Origin of the sequence: Thiofilum flexile DSM 14609, assembly GCF_000380185.1 — a bacterium.
Classification (GTDB): domain Bacteria; phylum Pseudomonadota; class Gammaproteobacteria; order Thiotrichales; family Thiotrichaceae; genus Thiofilum; species Thiofilum flexile.
This window is the reverse complement of the sequence record NZ_KB904752.1, coordinates 1-23,674: the sequence shown is the minus strand read 5'-3', so window position 1 is coordinate 23,674 and position 23,674 is coordinate 1. Positions and strand designations below refer to the sequence as shown.

The 23,674-nt window shown below is 44.8% G+C and carries 11 protein-coding genes, 1 tRNA gene and 1 pseudogene; 7 read left to right on the top strand and 6 right to left on the bottom strand.

The features are described from left to right. The first annotated feature begins 11 nt into the window (after window positions 1-11). Entirely contained in the window at window positions 12-1,703 is a 1,692-nt protein-coding gene (locus A3IK_RS0104515; protein ID WP_020558789.1) for a glycoside hydrolase family 26 protein, read from the top strand. Between the two features lie 141 nt (window positions 1,704-1,844). Beyond that, window positions 1,845-3,248, top strand: coding sequence for a glycosyltransferase (locus tag A3IK_RS20150; RefSeq protein ID WP_020558788.1), 1,404 nt, complete (start codon window positions 1,845-1,847; stop codon window positions 3,246-3,248). Window positions 3,249-3,408: 160 nt separating this feature from the next. Here the strand turns inward: A3IK_RS20150 and pnp are convergent, their stop codons facing one another. Together pnp and rpsO are read right to left on the bottom strand one after the other, a co-directional pair. Beyond that, window positions 3,409-5,490: a polyribonucleotide nucleotidyltransferase gene (gene pnp / locus A3IK_RS0104505; protein WP_020558787.1), complete on the bottom strand. Its 2,082-nt coding sequence runs from the start codon at window positions 5,488-5,490 to the stop codon at window positions 3,409-3,411. A gap of 291 nt (window positions 5,491-5,781) precedes the next feature. Next, the gene (gene rpsO / locus A3IK_RS0104500) at window positions 5,782-6,051 is read right to left on the bottom strand and encodes a 30S ribosomal protein S15 (protein WP_020558786.1); all 270 of its coding nucleotides are present in this window, start codon (window positions 6,049-6,051) and stop codon (window positions 5,782-5,784) included. Window positions 6,052-6,688: 637 nt separating this feature from the next. Here rpsO and A3IK_RS21480 point away from each other — a divergent pair. The 3 genes from A3IK_RS21480 to A3IK_RS20145 all read left to right on the top strand — a co-directional run bounded on the left by A3IK_RS21480 (window position 6,689) and on the right by A3IK_RS20145 (window position 20,807). Beyond that, window positions 6,689-11,944: a beta strand repeat-containing protein gene (locus A3IK_RS21480; protein WP_211209409.1), complete on the top strand. Its 5,256-nt coding sequence runs from the start codon at window positions 6,689-6,691 to the stop codon at window positions 11,942-11,944. A gap of 220 nt (window positions 11,945-12,164) precedes the next feature. Beyond that, complete coding sequence (locus tag A3IK_RS21660) at window positions 12,165-17,876, top strand: cadherin domain-containing protein (RefSeq protein ID WP_020558784.1); 5,712 nt, start codon at window positions 12,165-12,167, stop codon at window positions 17,874-17,876. Between the two features lie 87 nt (window positions 17,877-17,963). Beyond that, window positions 17,964-20,807 (top strand): GEVED domain-containing protein, encoded by a 2,844-nt coding sequence (locus tag A3IK_RS20145; RefSeq protein WP_020558783.1) that lies wholly within the window; start codon window positions 17,964-17,966, stop codon window positions 20,805-20,807. A 70-nt stretch (window positions 20,808-20,877) separates the two neighbouring features. Here the strand turns inward: A3IK_RS20145 and A3IK_RS0104480 are convergent, their stop codons facing one another. Continuing rightward, window positions 20,878-21,720, bottom strand: a complete 843-nt coding sequence (locus tag A3IK_RS0104480; protein ID WP_051081543.1) for an ABC transporter six-transmembrane domain-containing protein — start codon at window positions 21,718-21,720, stop codon at window positions 20,878-20,880. Between the two features lie 32 nt (window positions 21,721-21,752). Further along, window positions 21,753-22,199, bottom strand: coding sequence for a MarR family winged helix-turn-helix transcriptional regulator (locus A3IK_RS0104475; protein ID WP_020558781.1), 447 nt, complete (start codon window positions 22,197-22,199; stop codon window positions 21,753-21,755). Between the two features lie 330 nt (window positions 22,200-22,529). Here A3IK_RS0104475 and A3IK_RS0104470 point away from each other — a divergent pair, with 330 nt between their 5' ends. Together A3IK_RS0104470 and A3IK_RS0104465 are read left to right on the top strand one after the other, a co-directional pair. Beyond that, window positions 22,530-22,793, top strand: coding sequence for a type II toxin-antitoxin system Phd/YefM family antitoxin (locus A3IK_RS0104470; protein WP_083915664.1), 264 nt, complete (start codon window positions 22,530-22,532; stop codon window positions 22,791-22,793). Next, window positions 22,774-23,043 carry a Txe/YoeB family addiction module toxin gene (locus A3IK_RS0104465; protein ID WP_020558779.1) on the top strand — a complete coding sequence of 90 codons (270 nt, stop codon included), beginning with the start codon at window positions 22,774-22,776 and terminating at the stop codon, window positions 23,041-23,043. The genes A3IK_RS0104470 and A3IK_RS0104465 overlap by 20 nt, the downstream gene beginning before the upstream one ends. A 214-nt stretch (window positions 23,044-23,257) precedes the next feature. Here A3IK_RS0104465 and A3IK_RS0104460 read toward each other — a convergent pair. Continuing rightward, window positions 23,258-23,333, bottom strand: a tRNA-Thr gene (locus A3IK_RS0104460). Between the two features lie 68 nt (window positions 23,334-23,401). Then, window positions 23,402-23,674, bottom strand: a pseudogene (locus A3IK_RS18515) (hypothetical protein); the annotation flags it as partial.

Genomic DNA, 23,674 nt, shown 5'->3' with positions numbered 1-23,674 from the left:
AGTTAACCGCGGTGAAACTCTTATCACTTATTTCTCTGCTATGTATTTCTTTACTCACGACACCGATAGCAATGGCTAGAGAAGTGAGTCTCGGTCTCTCTGCTACCCAAGGCGTAGACCGCTATGAACAAGAATCCGAAGTATTAGGCAATATGGATCATGCTGCCGTTTATTGGACTTTAGGCTCCTTTGCAACGCATCCTTATGACCGCTTTCGGGGTAATTACGATATTCTGCTTATTTTAAAAATCCCTAAAGTAGAGGGCAGTTTATTAGCAGCTATTTTAGAGGGGCATTATGACGATGACTTAAGAAAATTGGGTCAACTGATTAAACAAGATGGTCGGCCTATTACGATTCGTCCACTTTATGAAGGTAATGGTGATTGGTATGCTTGGCACGCCTATAAAAAACCTAATAGACCTGAAGACTTCGCCCCTGCTTTTAGACATATTGTGACCCTAATTCGTGAGCAAGCTGATGGATTAGTGCGCTTTGATCAAAATTACAATCGCAAAAGTGCTAATGGTAAAACCAACGATTTCGCCCAGCTATATGCGGGAGATGATTATGTAGATCAAGTGACGATTTCAAGTTATAACCGCTGCGGTACCTCACCTAGTCACACTAAAGCTAAATCCTTTGCCGAAGAATTTCGTCCCGCCTATGAAAAACTAACGACCATTACTAGCAAACCGATTGGCGTTGCCGAAACGGCTACTACTGATAAATGTGGTGTTAATCGTATTGAATGGTATCGCGATATGCTAAATGCCATTCAAGATGAATTTACTCGTGTGGAACACGTTACTTTCTTCTTTGAATCTATAGCACCAGGTTTAGCCTCTAATACCAAGCAGATTAACTGGCAATTATATAAAGAAGAAAAACCTGAATTTAGAGCGCTTATTGATGATTTTAGAGCCGCCGGTTTTGCTAAAAGCCATACGACTAGCCATGCTATAAAGAAAAAACGAAAATCATCGCCGGGGAAACATAAAATAGAGTCTCAAGGCCAAGAGCATTCCAATGCTGCTACTAACACAAGAGTCACTAAAACACAGGCTGTGCAAGCTCATAATAATCGAGTTGAATTAGCAGCAGGAGAGGAAATAGTAGATGAACTGATTACGGTTGATGTCGCAGATGAGACACCTACTACTTTAAATAGAACTAAAGCGATTAAAACCACTCGTACAGGTACTTGTCCGCCGCCTAAGAAAATGAAAAAAATTAAAAGAACCGTACAAGAGCCGACCTGTGGTCAGCCCTCCACACCTTGGTCGGTTTATATGCGGGCGGAACATTTCATGACTGAAACAGAAAACCCTGCACTCAATACCGTAACGGGTGATCAATTTGGTTATATAGGCTCGCGTATTCGTGCTAATGCTAATCAAGCGGTTATCTGGGATTTAGGTAATGGTAAAAGCTTTGGCCCACAATTCACCGTAGGTGGTGTTGTCTCCTCCAATAATAATCAATGGTGGAATAATCAAGTGAGTGCCAAAGCCGATGTACGTTTTTGCCAAGAAAGTGCCGAGCAATGGGGTAAAACGTGCGTATTTACGGGCGTTGGACGTATCGAATATTTAGGTAAAACCCCTGAAATTTATGATCGCAATACACTGATTGGTCGCAGCGCTGAAAACCAAGTATACATAGGTGTCGAAAGTAGTTTTGGTGGTAATTGGTCTCAGTAACTATAATAAGATCTAATTAATATAAAGTATTAAAACACGCCCCTATTAAAGATAAAATTTAGCACTTGGACAATAAGCTACTCATAAATAGCTTATTAGGAATAACTGTGTCAATTAACTAATAAACATAAGACTATCATTATGCTTGAGCTTATCTACCTCTTTAATATTACATGGCATACTAATCAATGGTTTTTATTTGAATTCTATGTAATTTTTGTGTGGGTAGCTATGCTACCTCGAATGTTATTAGCCGGAGTTTTTTACCAGCTAAAGAAAAGGAAGCTTATTCAGAACTACCCACTGACTAAAAAAAATGCCACAGTAGTTTTGACCATCTATAAAGAAGATCCTATTATACTAGAGCAATGTATTGCTAAAACTCGCCATGCTTTAGAGGTAGGCTGTGAGAAATTTGCGATTATCGCCATTATTGATGGCTGGCAAAATGATGATTTTGACTCAGAACAATATAAGATTGCTCATCAATATGCGGATGTCGTATTAGGTACAGATGCTCGTAATAAGCGTAAAAATCTACGTGCTTTATTAAAAGAAGCTCGTAAGCGTGACATTCTTTATGATATTACCATCTTTTTAGATTCTGATACCATTCCTAAAGATGATCAAGTGGTTTTAAACTTACTCTCTCCTTTTTCTGATCCCATGATAGGAGGCGTTACCACTGCACAACTCGTACATAATCCACGCACTTTAAGCGAACGCATTAGTTTTTGGCTGGAAGATGCTCGCCTTAACTCCTCTATGGCAGCAGCTAGTTTATTTGGTCAAATAGCCTGTTTACCCGGTAGAATGTATGCTGCAAAAACCTCATTAATTGAACATCGTATGGATGAATTAGTGAATGATACCTTTAGTTATTTTGGTTTTATGCGCCGTAGTTGTATTGCCGGTGATGACCGGGTTATTACTAATTTTATTCTCGAAGCCGGTTATAAAACTGTATTAGTCCCTGAAGCGGTTATTACGACTTCCGCCCCCGCCACTTTTAAAAAGACTTTTAAAATGTGGGTGCGGTGGGGACGCACTAGTCAGGGGTATACCTTACGCTCACGTTGGTTACATCGTTATCCGTTTGCATTTTTTGTTTATTGGACGGATATTCTAATTGCGCTATTTACCGTCGGTATGATCGCTATTTATTGGCCTTATCATATTTTATCAGGTGATTCACATCGACCAGTTATACAAGCGCTTGTAATAGCTCTAGTCGGTATGATGTTAACCATAGCAATACGCCAATACCCTCATTTACATAAATATAAACGCGACTGGCGTATATTACCTGCTTTTGCCTTAGTCGTTACCTATGCTCAGTTTATTCGGGTCTGGGCTTTAATGACTCAGCATAAAGTAGGCGTTTGGGGTTCTCGCCAAGGGGCTGATCATGGCAAAAAAGATGATTTTATCAGGATTTTAGCCGTTAAACCTACTCTCATTGCACCCATTATTCCCTCTATTCCTAATATTACTTCAACTCAAAAGGTATCAAAACCTGTAGCACCTGAACTAGAAGAGATTTAACTTTAACTGTAATGGGGTAACTCGACGAATAATTCTGTATGAACGGTCATAATTAACCTAACCTTTAATCGTTCCATTTGAACCTACAGCATTATCCTCCTCAAAAACAAAAAGACCCACTAGGGGTCTTTTTGTTGCAAATTATAAGCAATATGAGTGCTTACATAGCTTCTTTCATGCTTAAACGCATACGGCCTTGCTTATCAATTTCAATGACTTTAACTTTAACCACATCACCGACATTAACAAAATCCGTTACATTATTCACACGCTCTTGGCTAATTTGTGAAATATGTAATAAGCCATCTTTACCCGGTAGAATGGTAACAAAGGCACCAAAATCCATAATGCGAGCAACTTTACCGGTATAAACTTTATTCAACTCCACTTCAGCAGTAATGGCCTCAATTCGACTACGAGCTTCATAGGCAGCTTTTGCATCGACAGCGGCAATTTTAATAAAGCCATCGTCACTAATATCAATTGTAGTGCCAGTTTCTTCGGTAATGGAACGAATCGTTTCGCCACCTTTACCAATGACCTCACGGATTTTTTCCGGATTAATTTTCATGGTGACATAGCGTGGCGCATATTCGGATAATTCATCACGCGGTGCAGAAATAACTTTTTCCATTTCACCTAAGATAAATAAACGTCCACCTTTGGCTTGCTCTAGTGCTTTCGCCATAATTTCACGGGTAATACCTTGGATTTTAATATCCATTTGTAAGGCGGTAATACCATTACGTGAACCAGCGACTTTAAAATCCATATCACCTAGATGATCTTCATCACCTAGAATATCGCTTAATACGGCGTAGTCATTACCTTCTTTAATCAAACCCATCGCAATACCTGCCACGGGTTGAGAGACTGGTACACCAGCATCCATCAGTGCAAGGGAGCTACCACACACACTCGCCATCGAGCTTGAACCATTCGATTCAGTAATTTCAGATACGCAACGAATCACATAGGGGAAATCTTGCATCACTGGAATGGTCGCTTTCACCCCACGTTTGGCTAAACGTCCGTGACCAATTTCACGACGCTTCGGTGAACCAATTTGTCCGGTTTCGCCCACGCTATAGGGGGGGAAGTTGTAGTGGAACATGAAAGGATCACGGTATTCGCCGGTAATCGCATCGATGATTTGCGAGTCTTTTTCCGTACCTAAAGTGGTCACTACTAACGCTTGAGTTTCGCCACGGGTAAACAGTGCCGAACCATGCGCACGTGGTAATACCCCTACCCGAACCGTGATAGGACGCACAGTGACTAAATCACGTCCGTCAATACGTGGATTACCGGACAGGATACTGCCACGCACGACTTTCTTTTCTAAGTTTTTAAACTCACCACGCAGATCTTCTTCAGAGACGGTACTGCCCTCTGGAGTCACTAACGCCGCAACGGCTTTCGCATAAGACTCTTCGACTCGTGCATGACGTTCCATTTTATCTGCCACACGGAAAGCGGCGACCAATTCATCTTCACAGGTTTCAGACAGACGACGAATTAACTCTTCATTTGGTGCCGGTGCCACCCAATCCCATACAGGATTCGCCACTTCAGCCGCCAGTTCATTAATGGCCTGAATAACGACTTGCATCTGCTCATGACCATAAATAACGGCACCGAGCATGATTTCTTCAGATAATAATTTAGCCTCTGATTCCACCATCAACACGGCATCTTGTGTGCCTGCTACGACTAAATCGAGATCCGAAGTTTCTAATTGTTTAGGCGTAGGATTCAGTACATATTGACCATTGATATAACCTACCCGTGCCGCACCAATCGGGCCTTGGAACGGTACGCCTGCTACTTTTAGTGCTGCTGAAGCACCAATCATCGCGGCGATATCGGCACTTGCTTCAGGATTTAATGACACCACCGTCGCGACGACTTGAATCTCGTTCACAAACCCTTCGGGGAAAAGTGGACGAATCGGGCGGTCAATTAAACGAGCTACTAAGGTTTCTTCTTCAGTAGGACGGGCTTCACGCTTGAAGAATCCGCCCGGAATGCGACCTGTTGCATAGAATTTTTCTTGATAATTAACCGTAAGGGGGAAGAAATCACGCCCTGGGTCTGCGTCTTTTTTCGCAACTACAGCGACCATGACAATGGTGTCATCCATATTCACCATAATGGTACTAGTCGCTTGACGCGCGATCTCACCCGTTTCTAAGGTTACTGTATGATTGCCGTATTGAAAGGTTTTGGTAACTTTTGCCATCTGTATGTTTATTTCCTAAGGTTTATTAAAACCAAGTACAGATCGCCACGGGCAGGCTGTTGAGAAGCACTGAAGGCTTATAGTAGTGATAGACAAGAGAAGCAAATGAAAACAAAGAGTTAGCAGGCTTTGCGCGGTTGCATTCCGACTATCAGAGTAGCCTTATATCTATTAATGCTCAGCGCTTTTCAACAACCTTCCTGCATGAACGATAGTCTGTTACTTGTGTCATCGTGGGAACATTTAACTATAAAACAAAACACCGCACAAGGCGGTGTTTTGGGTATCGGTTTAGCGACGCAGACCGAGACGCTCAATCAGCGTTTGATAACGTGCATTATCTTTACGTTTGAGGTAGTCCAACAATTTACGACGTTGGTTAACCATTTTTAACATACCACGACGTGAATGATGGTCATGGGTATGAATTTTAAAGTGCTCGGTAAGGTGCTTAATGCTCGCTGTTAATAGCGCAACCTGCACCTCCGGCGACCCGGTATCAGTATCTGACTGGCGATAATCGGTGACGATTGCCGCTTTTTCTTCTGCACTCAGAGACATGTATCCAAAGCTCCAGATTATAGGTTGATAAGAGGGTGCAGATCATAGCAGCTCTTTAGGGGGAATTATAGCGTTTAATTAAAGATAATTTAGGAGAGGGTATCTTGATAGTCCGATAAAATATTAACCACACTTTTATTATTAAAACTAAATATCCTTACAAACTCTACTGACTTTATTGTCAAGACTGTCAAAATTTGCTCTTAGCTATTGATACTTTTAGTAAAAAGCTAAAAGAACCTTGTTTTCAGATTGACTTTTCTTATTCCCTATGATAATTATTAATTAAGGTTTTTGGGTCTTATACATCATCTAAAATAAACTATTATCCAGCTCGCTAGTATATAGTTAAATGACTAATATGAAGACTGTAGCCTATTATAAATAAGAGGTTTACTGGGGCTTAATCTTTATATAAATAAAAATACCTTAATTCAGTTGTCATTTTTAATTAATAAACCTAACAACCTAATAATAGCACCCAGACTAATTTCCCTAATAATAAAAAAGCTTAAACCAAGAAAGCTCTATTTTTTAAACTTTGGTAATAGGGTCTCTTTCATCTCGTTGCAGAGCATGAAGAATAAGATGGATATATTACTTTTAATAACTATATAAAAATATCATGCCATATATTATGAACATTATTCACTTATTAATTGCCCTATTTTTACCAAAGATACCCCCTCTGCCCTCGTGCTTATTTCATTCAGGGGCTAACATTCGACGAAGTCTAGGGGTGATCTGTTTATTTTTAGGCACCGCCTTAGCCGCACCTGTTTACGCTGCAGATGACTTATCAGATGCCCCAGCCAGCTATGGTGCTCCTAGCCATACTATTGCGGGCACTTTAAAGCTAGGTGCCAACGCCCCCGATGGTGATACCACACTCTCCCCACTCGATGGTTCTGGAGATGATGTGACGGGAACAGATGACGAGGATGGTATTAGCTCTTTCCCTACCCTTTATACGGGTGTAACGGCCTATAGCATCCCTCTGAATCGAATTTCAGCAACTGGTACGGGCACATTACATGCGTGGATTGACTTTAATAAGGATGGTGTTTTTTCAGCCTCCGAATATAAATCGGTTGCAGTCAGCGCAGGTGTACTAGCCGACTCATTAAATTGGAATAGTATTACTGCTGGTAGTGTGGGAACGACCTATGCACGGTTCCGTTTCACCTCCACCGCTTTGACCGACAATGCCGCTACTACCACAGTGGATGAGCGCTCTACCATGGCAGCCGCTAATGGCGAGGTGGAAGATTATGCTATCGCGATTGAAGCGATTCCTCCTCTGCCTGCTTTTTGTGCTACAGAAACGCTAATAGACAATGGCAATTTTTCAAGTGGTACTTTAGCTAGCACTACTTGGACAGTTCCCAATAATTCTGGCTGGATCTATGCTAATGCCCCGTATGATATACCGATTCTCGCGGCTTATAGCTATACCTCCATTCACTACAACTCCGATCAATCCGGCGGACTTTATGATGCGTTTAATCCTAGTGGTAACCCCAGCACCGGGATGTACAACATTCTGCAAGAAAGCGATGGGCCTTCTACAGCGGTTGCTTATCATTTCCCGCGTGCGTTAAAACCTGGGGTTTATCCTTTCTCATTTGATCTAACGAGTCGCTTTAACCATACCGTTTTCCAAGATCAATATAAGGTATCTCTATACAACGCTGATACCGACACCATTACTGCGGTGCTCGCACAAGACTTTGTGGATACCCTACCTACAGCGGCGGTGGAAACACCTCAATGGAAAACTATCAGTGGCTCAGTATCCGTACCCATCTATGGCAATTATTATTTACTATTTCAAGTTGACCAAAATCTAGCGGGTCAAAACTCTGATTATATGATTGACAGAGTGATATTTGCGGGAGCCGTTTGTCCAACCCTAGACCGAGCTGATGCGCCTTCAAGTTATGGCACGCCGGTACATTTTTTACCTAGCACGCTACATTTAGGGGTAAATGTGGATAGTGATGATGATACCTTCTCAGTCCTTGATGGTAGTGGGGATGGTGCAGATGATGATGGTGTTACCACTTTTCCTTGGTTAATTGCAGGTACGACCTCTTACACTATTCCGGCGGCCAGTATTTCTGCTACCGGTACGGGTACTCTCTATGCATGGGTTGATTTTAATAAGGATGGTCTATTTGCTGCTAACGAAGAGCGCTCAGTAGCGGTAACTAATGGCGTGCTAGCAGGCCCACTTTCATGGACAGGCATTGCGGTAGGGAGTGTGGGAACAACCTATGCTCGCTTACGCTTTACCTCGGCCGCTCTAACCGATAATGCGACCACTACGACTGTGGATGAACGATCCACTATGTCGGCTTTGGATGGGGAAATTGAAGATTATGCCTTGGCGATTGAAACACTCCTTGATAGATCCGATGCGCCTGCTAGCTACGGTGCTCCTACGCACGCCATTGCAGGCACCCTAAAGTTAGGGGCTAATGCACCCGATAGTGAAGGCACCTTAACCCCTCTTAATGGTTCGGGTGATGATGTTACAGGAACCGATGATGAAGATGGTGTGTCAGCTTTCCCAACCCTATTAGTAGGCGCAACCTCTTATACCCTACCAATTGCTAATATCTCTGCTACAGGTACGGGTACTCTTCATGCTTGGATCGATTTTGATAAAAATGGCGCGTTTACCAGTAGTGAGTATCGTTCGGTAGCAGTCACGACAGGTACGCTAGCTGGTGCTTTAACCTGGTCAAGTATTAGCGCTGGATCTGCTGGAACCACTTATGCACGGTTTCGCTTTACCTCTACCGTATTGACCGATAATGCAGCCACCACTACTGTAGATGAGCGTGCTACCATGGCTGCCGCAAATGGCGAGGTGGAAGATTATGCCTTTCCCATTACTGAACCACCGACCGACTACTCCGATGCTCCAGCAAGCTATGGCACAGCGACTCATACCATTGTCGCAGGTACACAGCTAGGCGCTACGATTACAGCCGATACTAGTGCGTTACAAGATGCCGATAATGCCTCCGATGATGGTGTATTACTCGCGCCACTCACCTCAGGGGCTAGTAGCTATACACTAAATGCCGCCAGCATCACTGCAACAGGGAGTGGCAATCTCTATGTGTGGATTGATTTTAATGGCAATGGCGTCTTTGAAACGACTGAATTTGCCTCAACCACTGTTGCAACTAATGTGGTGGCAGGCAATTTAACCTTCACTGGATTTGGTAGCATTACAGCCAGCGGTAGTACCTATGCACGGGTACGCTTCACCTCTAACACACTCACTAGTGCTGATGCATCTACTGCCACCACTAATGGTGAGGTGGAGGATTATGCGGTATCAGTGGCGGCTCCTTTGGCCTATCCCACTGACCCAAATACGGCAACCTGTCCGATGGATAGCTCCTCTACCTTTACCGCTACCACGGAGATCAGTTGGAATCATGGCATTGCTACAGACCGCTTAGCTCCTAACATACTCAGTGCAGAAATCGCCTCTGCTACTAACATAACAGCCGGTAGTGGTATTATTTATACGACCTCTACTGCAACGGGTCGAATCATCGGTGCTGATCATTCAGGATACCTCGCAGCCTATCAAGCCGGTGATTATGCTCAATATGAGTTCACTACTGCCAGCAGCCTAAATGCGGGACGTTTTCTCAAGCAAATACGTTATGGTGTAACCCCCTCTTCAGACCCTAACCTCCCCTATCAAGTATCGATCTTATTTTCCACTGATCCTAGCTTTGCGAATGCTACTTTGATCGTGGACAGCCAAACAGTGGTTACTCCTGCAGTCTATACGCAAACGGTCGTTCCCACTCTTGAGCCGGTCTATATCCAGCCCTCCACGACCTATTACATGCGGGTGATTTTCCATGATGTCACCAGTAGCACTGGGGATATCCATTGGGATGACTTTGTTACCTTCTTTTCTGACTGCCGTGACTATGGTGATGCACCTACGAGTGCCACCAGTTATGGTGCGCCCTATCATGCAATCACCGAGGGTGGTAGTACCCTGCGTCTTGGCGCAAGCGTAGAAGCAGAAGGTGCGGCATGGTCGAGTACTGATGCCGATGGTGATAATACTCACGGCCTCAATGATGAGGACGGGGTAAGTGCCTTTGTGCCACTCAACGGTAGCACTAGCAGTTATACCCTACCGGCTGCCAATATTACGGCTCAGGGTAGTGGTACGCTCTATGCTTGGGTTGACTTTAATGCGAATGGTACTTTTGAGAGCACAGAATTTGCCTCTACAACGGTGACAAGTAATGTGTTAGCAGGGGATCTTGTCTTCTCTGGATTTGGAGCTATTGCAGCCAGTGGCACCACGTATGCACGGTTACGCCTCACTACCGATACCCTGACCAATGCTGATGCAACGCTTGCAGCTAACAATGGTGAGGTCGAGGACTATGCGCTAGCCATTACTCCAAACACAGCCCCTGTTATTACGAGTGATGGTGGTGGAGCAACCGCTGCTTTAGCCGTGGATGAAAATCAAACTGCAGTTACGACCGTAACAGCGACTGATGCGGATAGTGATGTACTCACCTATAGCATTACTGGGGGAGCCGATGCAGCACTCTTTACTATTGATGCCACTACTGGGGTATTAACCTTTATTACTGCACCCGACTTTGAGTCTCCGACCGATGCGGATAGCAATAATGTTTACGAGGTACAAGTCACCGTAGACGATAGTAGAGGCGGAACGACTGTCCAAGATTTAGCTATTACCGTAACCGATGTTGCTGAAAATGTAGCGCCCGTGATTAACAGCGATGGTGGGGGAGCTACGGCTGCTTTATCAGTAGATGAAAACCAAACGGCTGTAACCACGGTGACCGCTACGGATGCTAACCCTACCGATACCCTGACCTACACCATTAGTGGGGGTGCGGATGCAGCGCTATTTGCGATTGATGCGAGTACAGGGGTATTAACCTTCATTACCGCGCCTGACTTTGAATCACCTACTGATGCGGATATGAATAATACCTATCTCGTGCAAGTTACTGTAGATGATGGCAATGGTGGGACAGATATCCAAGACCTTACCATTACGGTGGCTAATGTAGATGAAGATCTAAAACTCACCGTAATGGGTTGGTTACAAGGCCCTTATGATGCTAATAGTGGTTTAATGGTGGATTCCTTGCGTTCTCGTGATTTGTTACCCAGTACTCAACCCTATGGTCAGTACCCCGCCTTTAACTATACGGGTACAGAAATGGTCAGCGCTGCTCGACTTGCCATTACGGGTACAAACGCGGTCGTCGATTGGGTACTGGTTGAATTACGGGATGCACTAGACCCTACCATTATTATCACTCGTAAGGCGGCGCTACTGACTCGCGAGGGAAATGTACTCAATGCGGACACCGATAGCCCTCAGCTCACCTTTAGTCTCAGCGCTGGCTCATACTATGTGGTCTTGCGCCACCGTAATCATCTAGCAGTCATGACTCAAACCCCTATTCCATTGTCGGCTGCTAGTGCGGCGGTCGTCGATTTCCGTCTAACAGCAACGCTCACCTATGGAACACAAGCCCGCATGGAAAGTGGCGCTCAAGCACTCTTATGGGCGGGTAATAGTAATCTAGATCAAAACGTGATTGCTTATGGGGCTAATAATGATATTAACCCCATCTTAGGCTCTGTCCTAATGGCGGTAGATAATACCCTTCTCAACTCCAATTATATTTTACCTGGTTACGCCAATGCCGATGTCAATTTAAGTGGCGATGTCATTTATGCCGGCGTCAATAATGATGTCAATATCCTAGTAGGCAACGTATTACTACATCCGAATAATACTACCTACTCCGCTAACTTCGTGGTGACAGGGACTGTACCTGCATCTCCATAATAACCCACAGGATGAGGGCTTGCTCTCATCTTCAATACACTCCTAGGTTCATTAGTTAGCCTAGGAAGAAGGTTGGCGATATATGAATAAACTACTAATAGCATACGAATATTTTAACAAAAACCTAACAAAGTCTTATATTATGAACCTTATTCATTTGTTAACTGCCCGTTTTTTACCACACAAAATAGCCCTGCCCTCGTGCTTATCCCAGTCATGGATGACAGCTCGACGAAGTCTTGGGTTAATCTGTTTACTTTTAGGTACGGCATTCGCTGCACCTGCTTATGCGGCGGATGACTATTCGGATGCTCCTGCAAGCTATGGTGTAGCCACCCATACCATCGTTGCGGGTACACAACTCGGTGCTACGATTACGTCGGAGACCAGTGCCGTACAGGATGCCGACAATGCCTCCGATGATGGGGCATTAATTCCTCCTCTCGACGCAGGGGCTACAAGCTATGTATTACACGCGGCTGATTTCGCAGTAACAGGTACTACCGGCAATCTGTATGTATGGATTGATTTTAATGGTAATGGCACCTTTGAGACGACTGAGTTCGCCTCCACCACTGTGAATGCCAATGTAGTCGCTAGTGATTTAACCTTTTCCGGTTTTGGTACAGTCACGGCGAGTGGTAGTACTTATGCACGGGTACGCTTCACCTCCAGTGTGCTGACGAGTGCCAATGCCACAGGTGCGGCTGCCAATGGTGAGGTAGAGGATTATGTCGTCGGTGTGGCAGTCCCTCAGACTTTTCCCGCTGACCCCAATCTCGCGACTTGCCCAATGGACAGTTCCTCTACCTTTCCCACAACTACTGTCATTAGTTGGCCTCATAGTGCTCCAAACTACTTTGCTCCTAATATAATAGCCCCCGCAGAGATTGCCTCTGCAGCTAATGCTGTGGCAGGTAGTGGTATTCTTTATACCAACTCTAATCAAACAGGTAGATTGGTAGGAGCTGATCATTCAGGGTATCTTGCGGCCTATCAAGCCGGTGATTATGCTCAGTATTCTTTCACTACTAGCAGCAGCCTAAGTGCAGGGCGTTTTATCAGACAGCTACGCTATGGAGTCACCATTCCTGCCTCAACACCCAACCTCCCCTATAAAGTTTCAGTATTATTCTCTACCGACCCTAGCTTTACTAATGCTACCTTGATTGTGGATAGCCATACGGCGGTAGCCCAAGCGAGTCCTACCTATCTAACAACATTCATTCCCATTATCAAACCTGTTTATATAGCCCCATCGACTACTTATTACATGCGGGTGATTTTCCATGATGTGACTAGTAGTACAGCCGATGTACACTGGGATGATTTTGCCACCTTATTTTCCAACTGCCGCGACTATGGGGATGCTCCTGCGAGCTATGGTACTCCGCCTCATGCAGTGATGAATGGTGGCACTACCCTCCATCTAGGAGCCAGTGTGGAATCCGAAGGTGCCGCATGGACTAGTACGGGTGCTGATGGTGATAATACTAACGGTATCAATGATGAGGATGGGGTAAGTGCGTTTCTAACTCTTAAGGGCGGTAGTAGTGCTACTTATACCTTACCGGCTGCCAATATTACGGCTCTAGGCACAGGGACTCTCTATGCTTGGGTGGACTTTAATAATAATGGCACCTTTGATAGTAATGAGTTTGCCACCACTACTGTTACTGCTAATGCTCTCGCTGGCGACTTAACTTTCTCTGGATTTGGAGCTGTTGCAGCCAGTGGAACAACTTATGCCCGTTTACGTCTCACTACCGATACCCTAACCAGTGCTAATGCGACGCTTGCAGCTAACAATGGTGAAGTGGAGGACTATGCTTTAACCATTACTCCAGATATTGCTCCCGTGATTACCAGTAATGGTGGTGGAGCTACCGCTGTACTGTCAGTCGCTGAAAACCAAACCGCCGCCACTACGGTTATTGCGACCGATGTGGATGCTGATACGCTTACCTATAGTATTAGTGGCGGAGTAGATGCGGCACTCTTTAGCATTGATCCGAGTACTGGTGTCCTAACCTTTAATGCAGCTCCTGACTTTGAGTCACCTACTGATGCAGATGCGAATAATACTTACATTGTACAAGTCACGGTATCAGATGGTCGAGGTGGCACTGCTGTCCAAGACCTCACAATTACAGTAACCGATGTTGTTGAAAGTAATGTACCTGCTATTGGAGGTTCTGGTACTTGTACGGCTACAGGGGGCACCGATGTCATCTTTCTATTGGATAACTCAGGCTCTGTCCTTGCTGGAGAATATACTGACTATGCTTCAACGGTGGTGAGTATCGGTAATACGCTACTGACTGCTAATCCATCCACCCGTATTGCTGTCGCTCACTATGCAGGCCCTGTCGCTGGTGGTAGTGTATCCCTAGCCGATTTTGGTCAGTATCTCTCTCTGGAACGTGATTTCTCAACCGCTGCACTCTCCTCTCCTGTCCGTCAATTTCCCAACATTTATAATTATGGTGAGGACAATCTAGCGGGCGCTGTGAATCAGTTGAGCTATGCGCTTGACGGAAATGCCATTACTACCTCTAGTTTTATTCTAAGCCCGCTCAAAGAGCTGAGCCGTGACTTAACTCGTCCCTTACAAATCGTCATTTTCACCGATGCCTATCGAGACGGATCTGTCGCGGGTTCTGCCATGATTGATGGCGTGGGGTATGGCTACGAGCCTAATGATGGGTCAAACTTTACCATCTATAACCTCTTAAAAGCGCAAGGTGTTAAGTTTTCAGTCGCAGCACTTACGCTACCTAATGGGATCACAGCAGATGAGCGTGATGGCGCGGCTGCAGCTATTGCCTCTGTCGGTGGGTCTTGGAGCGGTATTATAGAAAGTAATCCGATGGATCCTGAAGGATCTCAGACTAGCCCTAGACGCTATGAAACCTCTTCTACCTTCCTACTTTCTGCTGCACAAATTACTAACTTTGTTACTCCTATTGCCAATATCTGCCCTACTGCAGCGCCTAATACAGCGCCTGTGATTAGCAGCGATGGCAGTGGTGCAACGGCTGCTTTGTCAGTGGCTGAAAATCAAACGGCAGTGACTACAGTGACTGCAACGGATGCTGATCCTGCTGATACTTTGACCTACTCCATTAGTGGTGGAGCGGATGCAACATTGTTTAGTATTGATCCTAGTACTGGCGTACTAACCTTTATTGCTGCCCCTGATTTTGAATCACCCACTGATGCGGATAGCAATAACACCTATATCGTGCAAGTCACAGTAGATGACGGTAATGGTGGGACAGATGTGCAGGATATAACCGTCACTGTCACTGATGTCGTTGAAACGACTAATCCTGCCTTCCCGAATGGAGCTGGATTAGCCAATAGTGTGTGTAGTGTACAAACAGCTACTAGTACAAGTACCGATGCGGGCATTTACTGGTCACATAATGCTAGTGGGGGAACCTCGCTTGCTGCTCAAATTGCACGGACAGATTTGATCGCTATTGCAGGTGATGAATCCTCAACTGGATTAGCCAGCCAAGTTCAATCCGGCACAACTCAAGTGAATATGACCACTGTGCCTACTCAGTATGATCCTAATTACTATATTCAATACACCTTCACCACTGCCAATCTTGCGGGTAAGGTCGCCGAATTAACAGGCTTAAGTTTATCGGTCTATAACAAGGGAGATGTTGCTGATACCTTTGCTACGGGTGCGTATCATTTTGCGATTCAAGTGGATGATGATCCTGCTTTTGGTTCTCCTACTACCTTAATCAGTGATGTCAGTCTTAATAATGGAGATACCTCTACTGCAACCGTGGCTGCAACTCCTGTTGATTTAGGTCAAGGCATACAAACTCAATTACGCTTTGATGCTAATGGCACAACAGTACCCTTAGTATCTAATACGGCTTACACCATTCGCGTATTTGTTTATGGTGCATCAGCAGCGGGTTCTACAGGTTCTCAGGCTTATCCAACTATTGTGTTATGGGATGATATTATGTTTAAGCTGGTGAGTTGCGGTTATGACCGTGGGGATGCGCCTGCTGTTTATGGTGATCCTACTCACAAAATCCTCGGCACTATCAAAATGGGCTCTGGTGACCCTGACCCAGAATTAGCGGCCTTGTCCAGTATGAATGCTGATGGTGACGATACAGATGCGACGGATGATGAAAATGGCGTGACTTTACCCCTATTGACTCAAGGTAATACCGCCGTCGTGCCTGTAGTCGTTAGTGGTGCGGGCTATTTACAAGCGTGGATTGACTGGAATGGCAATAATGCATGGGATGCGAGTGAACAGATTGCGACCGATTTACAAGATGGTGGTGCAAACGATACGAATCCTACTGCAGGTGCGATTAGTTTTAATGTTGCCGTACCGAGTGATGCCGTTTTAACACAAACCTATGCCCGTTTCCGTTGGTCGAGTGTAGCGGGTTTAGATAGTACGGCAGCCGCTATTGATGGTGAGGTTGAGGATTATGCAGTCCTGATTAATGCGGCTCCCACTATTACCAGTGATAGTGGTGGTGCTACCGCTGCTCTGTCAGTGGCTGAAAATCAAACCGCAGTGACTACGGTGACTGCAACCGATGCGAATCCTACCGATACCCTGACCTACTCTATTAGTGGTGGCGCAGATTCAGGCTTATTTAGTATCGATCCGAGTACTGGCATCCTAACCTTTACAGCGGCTCCTGACTTTGAGTCACCTACCGATGCTGATGGTAATAATGCTTACGAGGTACAAGTCTCTGTATCGGATGGTAATGGCGGAACCGATGTTCAAGACCTCACGATTACAGTGACCGATGTTGCTGAAAATGTAGCACCCGATATCACTAGTGATGGCGGAGCAGCAACGGCAGCAGTGTCCGTAGCCGAAAACCAAACCGCAGTGACTACAGTGACTGCAACCGATGCCGATCCTACGGATACTCTGACTTACTCCATTAGTGGTGGCGCAGATGCAGCATTATTTAGTATTGATCCGAGTACTGGTGTATTGACCTTTACAGCGGCTCCTGATTTTGAATCACCCGCCGATGCGGATATGAATAATGCTTATCTGGTTCAAGTGACCGTATCAGATGGTAATGGTGGGACAGATATCCAAGACCTCACTATCACTGTGACTGATGTGAATGAGGCGATCAAACTCACTGTGATGGGTTGGTTACAAGGGCCTTATGATTCCAATACTAGCCTGATGCAAGATGCCTTACGCTCTCGCAGCTTCTTACCTGCTACTCAGCCTTATGGGCAATATCCAAGCTTTAACTATACCGGCACAGAAACCGTCTCTGGTGCTCGTCTGGCTATTACTGGAGCTAATGCGGTGGTGGATTGGGTACTGGTTGAGTTACGTGATCCACTAGACCCTACGGTGATTATCACCCGTAAGGCGGCTCTACTCACTCGTGAAGGTAATGTATTAGAGGCCGATACTGATAGCCCAGAACTGAGCTTTAGTGTCAGTGCTGGATCCTACTACGTGGTATTGCGTCACCGTAATCATCTTGCGGTCATGACTCAAGCCCCTGTTGCACTGTCAGTTGCCAGCGCTACGGTGGTGGACTTCCGTGTGAATACCACCCTCACCTATGGTACACAAGCCCAAATAGAAAATGGTACACAAACATTCATGTGGGCGGGTAATAGTAATGCAGATCAGAATGTGATTGCGTATGGAGCCGAGAATGATATTAACCCGATCTTAGGCGGGGTACTCATGGCACCAGCGAATACGTTATTGAACTCTAATTACATCGTACCGGGTTACTTCAATGCGGATATTAACTTAAGCGGCGATGTGATCTATGCCGGTGTGAATAACGATGTGAACGTCTTGGTGGGGAACGTATTATTACACCCTGATAATACTACTTACTCAGCTAACTTTGTGGTAATGGGGAGGGTACCGGTATCCCCCTAGTATCAATAGCTCCTTTAGGATGAGCTATTACACTCCAAAACATACTTCTAGGCTAATGGCGTAGCCTAGGAGTAAGGTTGATGATGTATGAATAAACGACTAACGCTATATAACGCGTCTAATAATTATCTAATAAAACCCCTTATGAATATTATTCATTTATTCACCCTACTCTTAGCACCCCTGCACGCTATAAAGATACGACCCAGCTTAAGCCTTTGGTTATTAGGTCTTGCTATGACAGCCTTTGCTGCTCCACTTTATGCAGCGGATGACTATTCGGATGCTCCTGCAAGCTATGGAGTCGCGACTCACACCTTTGTGGCGGGTACACGACTTGGTGCTACGATTACCACGGAGGCGAGTGCTATCCTTGATGCCGATAATGCCTCTGATGATGGTGTTATACTCGCACCGCTGACCACAGGGGCTACGAGCTATACCATACCCGCCTCCACGATTACAGTCACAGGGACTGGCAATCTTTATGCGTGGGTGGATTTCAATGGTAATGGTACGTTTGAGGCCACTGAATTTGCCTCAACTACCGTAACCGCCAATGTGGTGGCGGGTAATTTAACCTTTTCTGGCTTTGGTATGGTGACCGCCAGTGGTAGTACCTATGTACGGTTACGCTTTACCTCGAATACCCTCACTAGTGCGAATGCTATAGGTGCTGCGACCGATGGCGAGGTGGAGGACTATGCGGTATCGGTAGCAACCCTATCGAGCTATCCCCCAGATCCTAATCTAGCGACTTGTCCCATGGATAGCTCCTCAACCTATAACGTTGCCTATCAAGTGGGCTGGAATCATGGGGGAGCTAATCCTTATGCGGCAACCGCCGCCGTAGCAACCGATATTGCTGCGGCTCCCCCCTTAGTCAGTGGGAATGGTGTTGATTATATTGCCACGGTTACGTCTGGTTTCGCCCGTATTTTGGGGGCTGACCACACCGGATATATGGCAGCCTATCAAGCCGGCGATTATGCGCAATATCAATTTACCACCTCCAACAGCATGAGCACGGGGCGTTTTCTTAAACAATTACGCTATGGGGTCACGGCCTCGACTGCTACCCCGCATTTGCCTTATAAAATCTCGATGTTATTTTCGAACGATCCTACTTTTGCGACCGCCTCTTTAGCCATCGATAGTCATACCGTGGTAGCTCCCGTTTCAGGTTATGTACAAACCGTGGTTCCTTTGAGTCAAGCGCTCTATCTCTCGCCCTCTACGACCTACTATATTCGTATTATTTTCCATGATGTCACCAGTAGTACCACTGAAATACGTTGGGATGATCTCATCTTTGGTTTTGCCGACTGCCGCGATTATGGGGATGCACCCGCAGGCTATGGCACTCCAACTCATGCGGTGTTGAATGGCGGTACTACCCTTCATTTAGGTACTAGTGTTGAATCCGAGGGAGCCGCATGGACCAGCACGGGTGCTGATGGTGATAATACTAACGGCCTCAATGATGAGGATGGGGTAAGTGCTTTCCTAACCCTTAAAGGTGGTAGTAGTGCTACATATACCTTACCCGCTGCGAATATTACCGCGCTAGGAACAGGTAAGCTCTATGCCTGGGTGGACTTTAATAATAATGGCACTTTTGATAGTAATGAATTTGCTACCACCACCGTCACCGCTAATGCTCTCGCTGGCGATTTAGTCTTTTCGGGCTTTGGAACTATTGCAGCCAGTGGAAATACCTATGCCCGTCTACGACTCACCACGGATACCCTCACAAGTGCCGATGCTGCACTCGCCGCGAATAATGGTGAGGTAGAGGACTATGCTTTAACCATTAGTCCTAATAACGCACCCGTTATTAATAGCGATGGTGGTGGCGCTATGGCTACGGTCTCTGTATCTGAAAATCAAACTACCGCTACCACCGTCATCGCTACCGATGTAGATAGTGATATATTGACCTATAGCATTACAGGGGGAGCCGATGCTGCATTGTTTACTATTGATGCCAGTACGGGCGTATTAACCTTTAACTCAGCACCTGATTTTGAATCACCTACCGATGCAGACACCAATAATGCCTATGAGGTACAAGTCACTGTGGTGGATGGTAGAGGTGGCATCACTACTCAAGACCTGACCCTTACCGTAACCGATGTGATGGAAAGCCTAAAACTCACTGTGATGGGTTGGTTACAAGGTGCTTATGATGCTAATAGTGGTTTGATGTTAGATAACTTACGTTCGCGTGGTTTCATACCTAGCACTCAGCCCTATGGTCAATATCCGGCCTTTAACTATAACGGCACAGAAACCGTCTCCGCTGCCCGACTAACAACCACCGGAACCAATGCAGTGGTGGACTGGGTCTTAGTCGAATTGCGCAATGCCAGCGATCCTACTGTAATCGTTGCTCAAACGGCAGCCCTACTCACTAGTGATGGCACTATACTCGCCGCTGATACCGATAGTTCAGAACTACTCTTTAATCTCACCCCTGGCTCCTACTATGTAGTGTTACGTCACCGTAATCACTTAGCTGTGATGACACAAGCACCTGTGGCTCTATCCACCTCCAGTACCACCATGGTGGACTTCCGCCTGACTGCCACTCCGGTTTATGGCGCAAATGCTCGTCTAGAAAACGCTGCTCAAGCATTACTCTGGGCGGGGAATAGTAACCTAGATCAGAATGTGATTGCTTATGGGGTAGATAATGACAGTGATCTAATCTTAGGTTCTGTGCTCATGGCAGTAGGTAATACCCCTATGAACTCCAATTATATTCTACCCGGCTATTGGAATGCGGATCTCAATTTAAGTGGTGATGTGATCTTTGCAGGTGTGAATAATGACGTGAATATCTTGGCAGGCAATGTCTTATTACACCCTAATAATTCAACCTTCTCAGCGAACTTTGTGGTGTCGGGGACTGTACCCGTTACACCATAGTACCTCTTTAGTTTGAGGACAATTACTCCTCCTACCGACCCCTAGACTAAGGACTTAGTCTAGGGGATTTTTATTTAACCTCAACCCTCTTCCCAATATCTTTTAGCTTAGAAAATTCTTCTATTAAGCGTGGTGCATCATCTAGACTAAAAGCAAAAGTCCAAAGATAAGTGATAACCGCATAAATATGCCCTGCTGTGACACCTTCTTTAAAGGTCAAAATAGTCAAGGTTATTCCAAATAGAACACTCATAACCAAACCAACACAGAAAAAGCTAAGTGCTTCTCGGTTAGAAATAAGAATCCGTAATTTTTCTACTAAATGATAATGTTTTGTAAGCTCACTCTTTTTAGCTCGCTCCACACAATTTACTTCTTTCTCTAGACGATTATTTAGCTTGAAATATAAACGGTCGTTACCTTTAACATAGCCAGGCAACAGTAGCCCAGCAATAATAACTATCAATAATGCAACTACACCAGACCAAAACTCAATAAACAATAGCATCACTACTGCCCCGATAATGGAAAATGCTGCTGTTATTAAGGTAGGCAAGTGATGTTCAAAAAAATTAACGAACTCACGAGAGAGTGTGACTCTTGCTGTTGCCGTAGAGACATCTACACCTTTAGTTTTTTGCCCTAATATCACAGGCACGACTAGCTCTGAGTAAATACGTGTGAAGGCTCTAGTGTCAACCGCTCTTCTAGCCGAGCCGACTGACCAAATAACAAATACCATTAACGCATAAACTAAAGCGGATAATAATTTACCATTCAATATGGCATTTACGGCAAAACTCCCAATTAATGGGTAAGTTAATAACAATAAGTTCTCTGCCGCCACTAAACTAAATGTTGCAAATAAACGTCTTTTATGTTGAACCGCAAGTATTTTAAGTGTTCGAGACATGGTTGGCTCGAAAGTGACTGTGTTTAATTCCATTACTTGTTACCAATATTTGTTTCATTAATTTGTTCACGACAAATTAAGCAAAATTCTTCTAATAATCTGAAAAGTTGAACTGTCTTCTTTTCACCAAAATGATTAAACGTTTTCTTACTCATTATAGTAGTGGCTTGTAAAATCACTTCAGCCTGCGAAATACCTTCTTCTGTTAAATTCAAAATTCGCTCACGCTTATCGATAGCGCTTTCACTAAAAACAATCCACCCAATCTCTTTGTATTCCTTGCAAACATTAAATACCGTTTGTTTGGGTAACAACCACTCTTCGCAAATATGTTTTTGTGTGCATTGCTTGTTGGGTGATGAAGCTAAAGAGTAAAGCACTGCGAATTGACTATAATTCAAGCCTAATTTTTTTATCCAGGCATTCATGACGTCATCGACTTCACTAATGCTTCTACCTAACTGTTCAAAGTCACTCATAATAGTCCCAAAATTTACTATATTTCGTATAGTAGTATAGAAAGATTGAAAGCGCAAGTAGTCCCAAAATTTACTATATAGCGAATACGAGCAATAAATGGCTTCATAGCTTCGCCTAGATGTGCCATCGCTCAAATCAGACAAGAACGCGCTAAATCAGCCGCTCTTAAGGCCGACTGGATTAGAGAGCAATACCCCTTTCGGAAAATAGCGCCATATCTACCCGCTTTAACCCGCTAATCATCCGATTCTATTGGTATCGTCCTGCTCAACTCTGCTAACATTGTACCGATATGTTGTACAACTAATAGAGTGATAATAATGGAAGCCATGACCTATTCTCATTTTCGAGAAAACCTAGCCAAAGTGTTAGATAAGGTTCACCAAGATAGCACCGTGGTGAAAGTCACCCGCCAAAACGGGCAAGCTGCTATTGTCATGAGCCTAGAGGATTGGGAGCAAGAGCAAGAAACGCTTTACGTTCTTAATAATAAGGCTCTCATGCAGCAACTAGCCGACTCTCTTAATACGCATAAAGCCAAACAAGGACGCATAGCAGATCAAGGGATGTTGGATGAAATCTTTAGTATTTGAGGGGCGTACTTGGGAAGCTTACGAGCAATTAAGAGCAGATAATCGAGTGTTACATAAGAAACTATGTGAAATTCTAAAAGAAATGCTGAGAAATGACCCCTCTCAAGGTATCGGCAAGCCTGAACCGCTACGCCATAACTTATCTGATTTATGGTCAAGGCGACTCTCTAAAAGTGATCGGGTGATTTATCGCTTTGATGAAGATAGCGTGTACATTTTTGCCATTGGTGGACACTATGACGATAAGTAGCCTTGTTTGATTGCTAGTACTGCCTAGGTGAGTGCAACAATCTGCGGGGTAATCACTGGCTACCCTTAGCACCTCGAAAGAATAATTTTGAGGGAGTCAAAATGCCAAAAGTACACCGCAAAGTACACCATAAAACGGTTTTAGCTGCTTTTTAAATCTTATCCTCACAAAGCAAAAAGCCCTGTAAGCTATTCACTTACAAGGCTTTTTAATATGGTGCCGGCAACCGGAATCGAACTGGTGACCTACTGATTACAAGTCAGTTGCTCTACCTGCTGAGCTATACCGGCAATGGAGGCGTATGATATAGATGGATCCTCTAAGCGTCAAGTATTTTCTTAACCCAAGTTGCGTCCAATCATGAGAGTAATAATTTTAGGCTCAAGGCCAACAGAAAGCCCATTAGCTTAATCTGAAATCCGTCAGCGGTGACGGTATGAATGTGTTTAGGCATAAGCTGTTCGAGCAAGCTTCCAGTGGTCTCCACCACCTTACGTTTGAGCTGTCGCCAATAGGTGACATAGGCCGGAATCGGCCGCTTCGAGTTACTTTTTCTCAAAGGAGATAAGGTGATCTTGGCCTCCGCTAACCAGTCCTCAAAAGCGTAGTCGTTGTAGGCTTTATCTCCCAG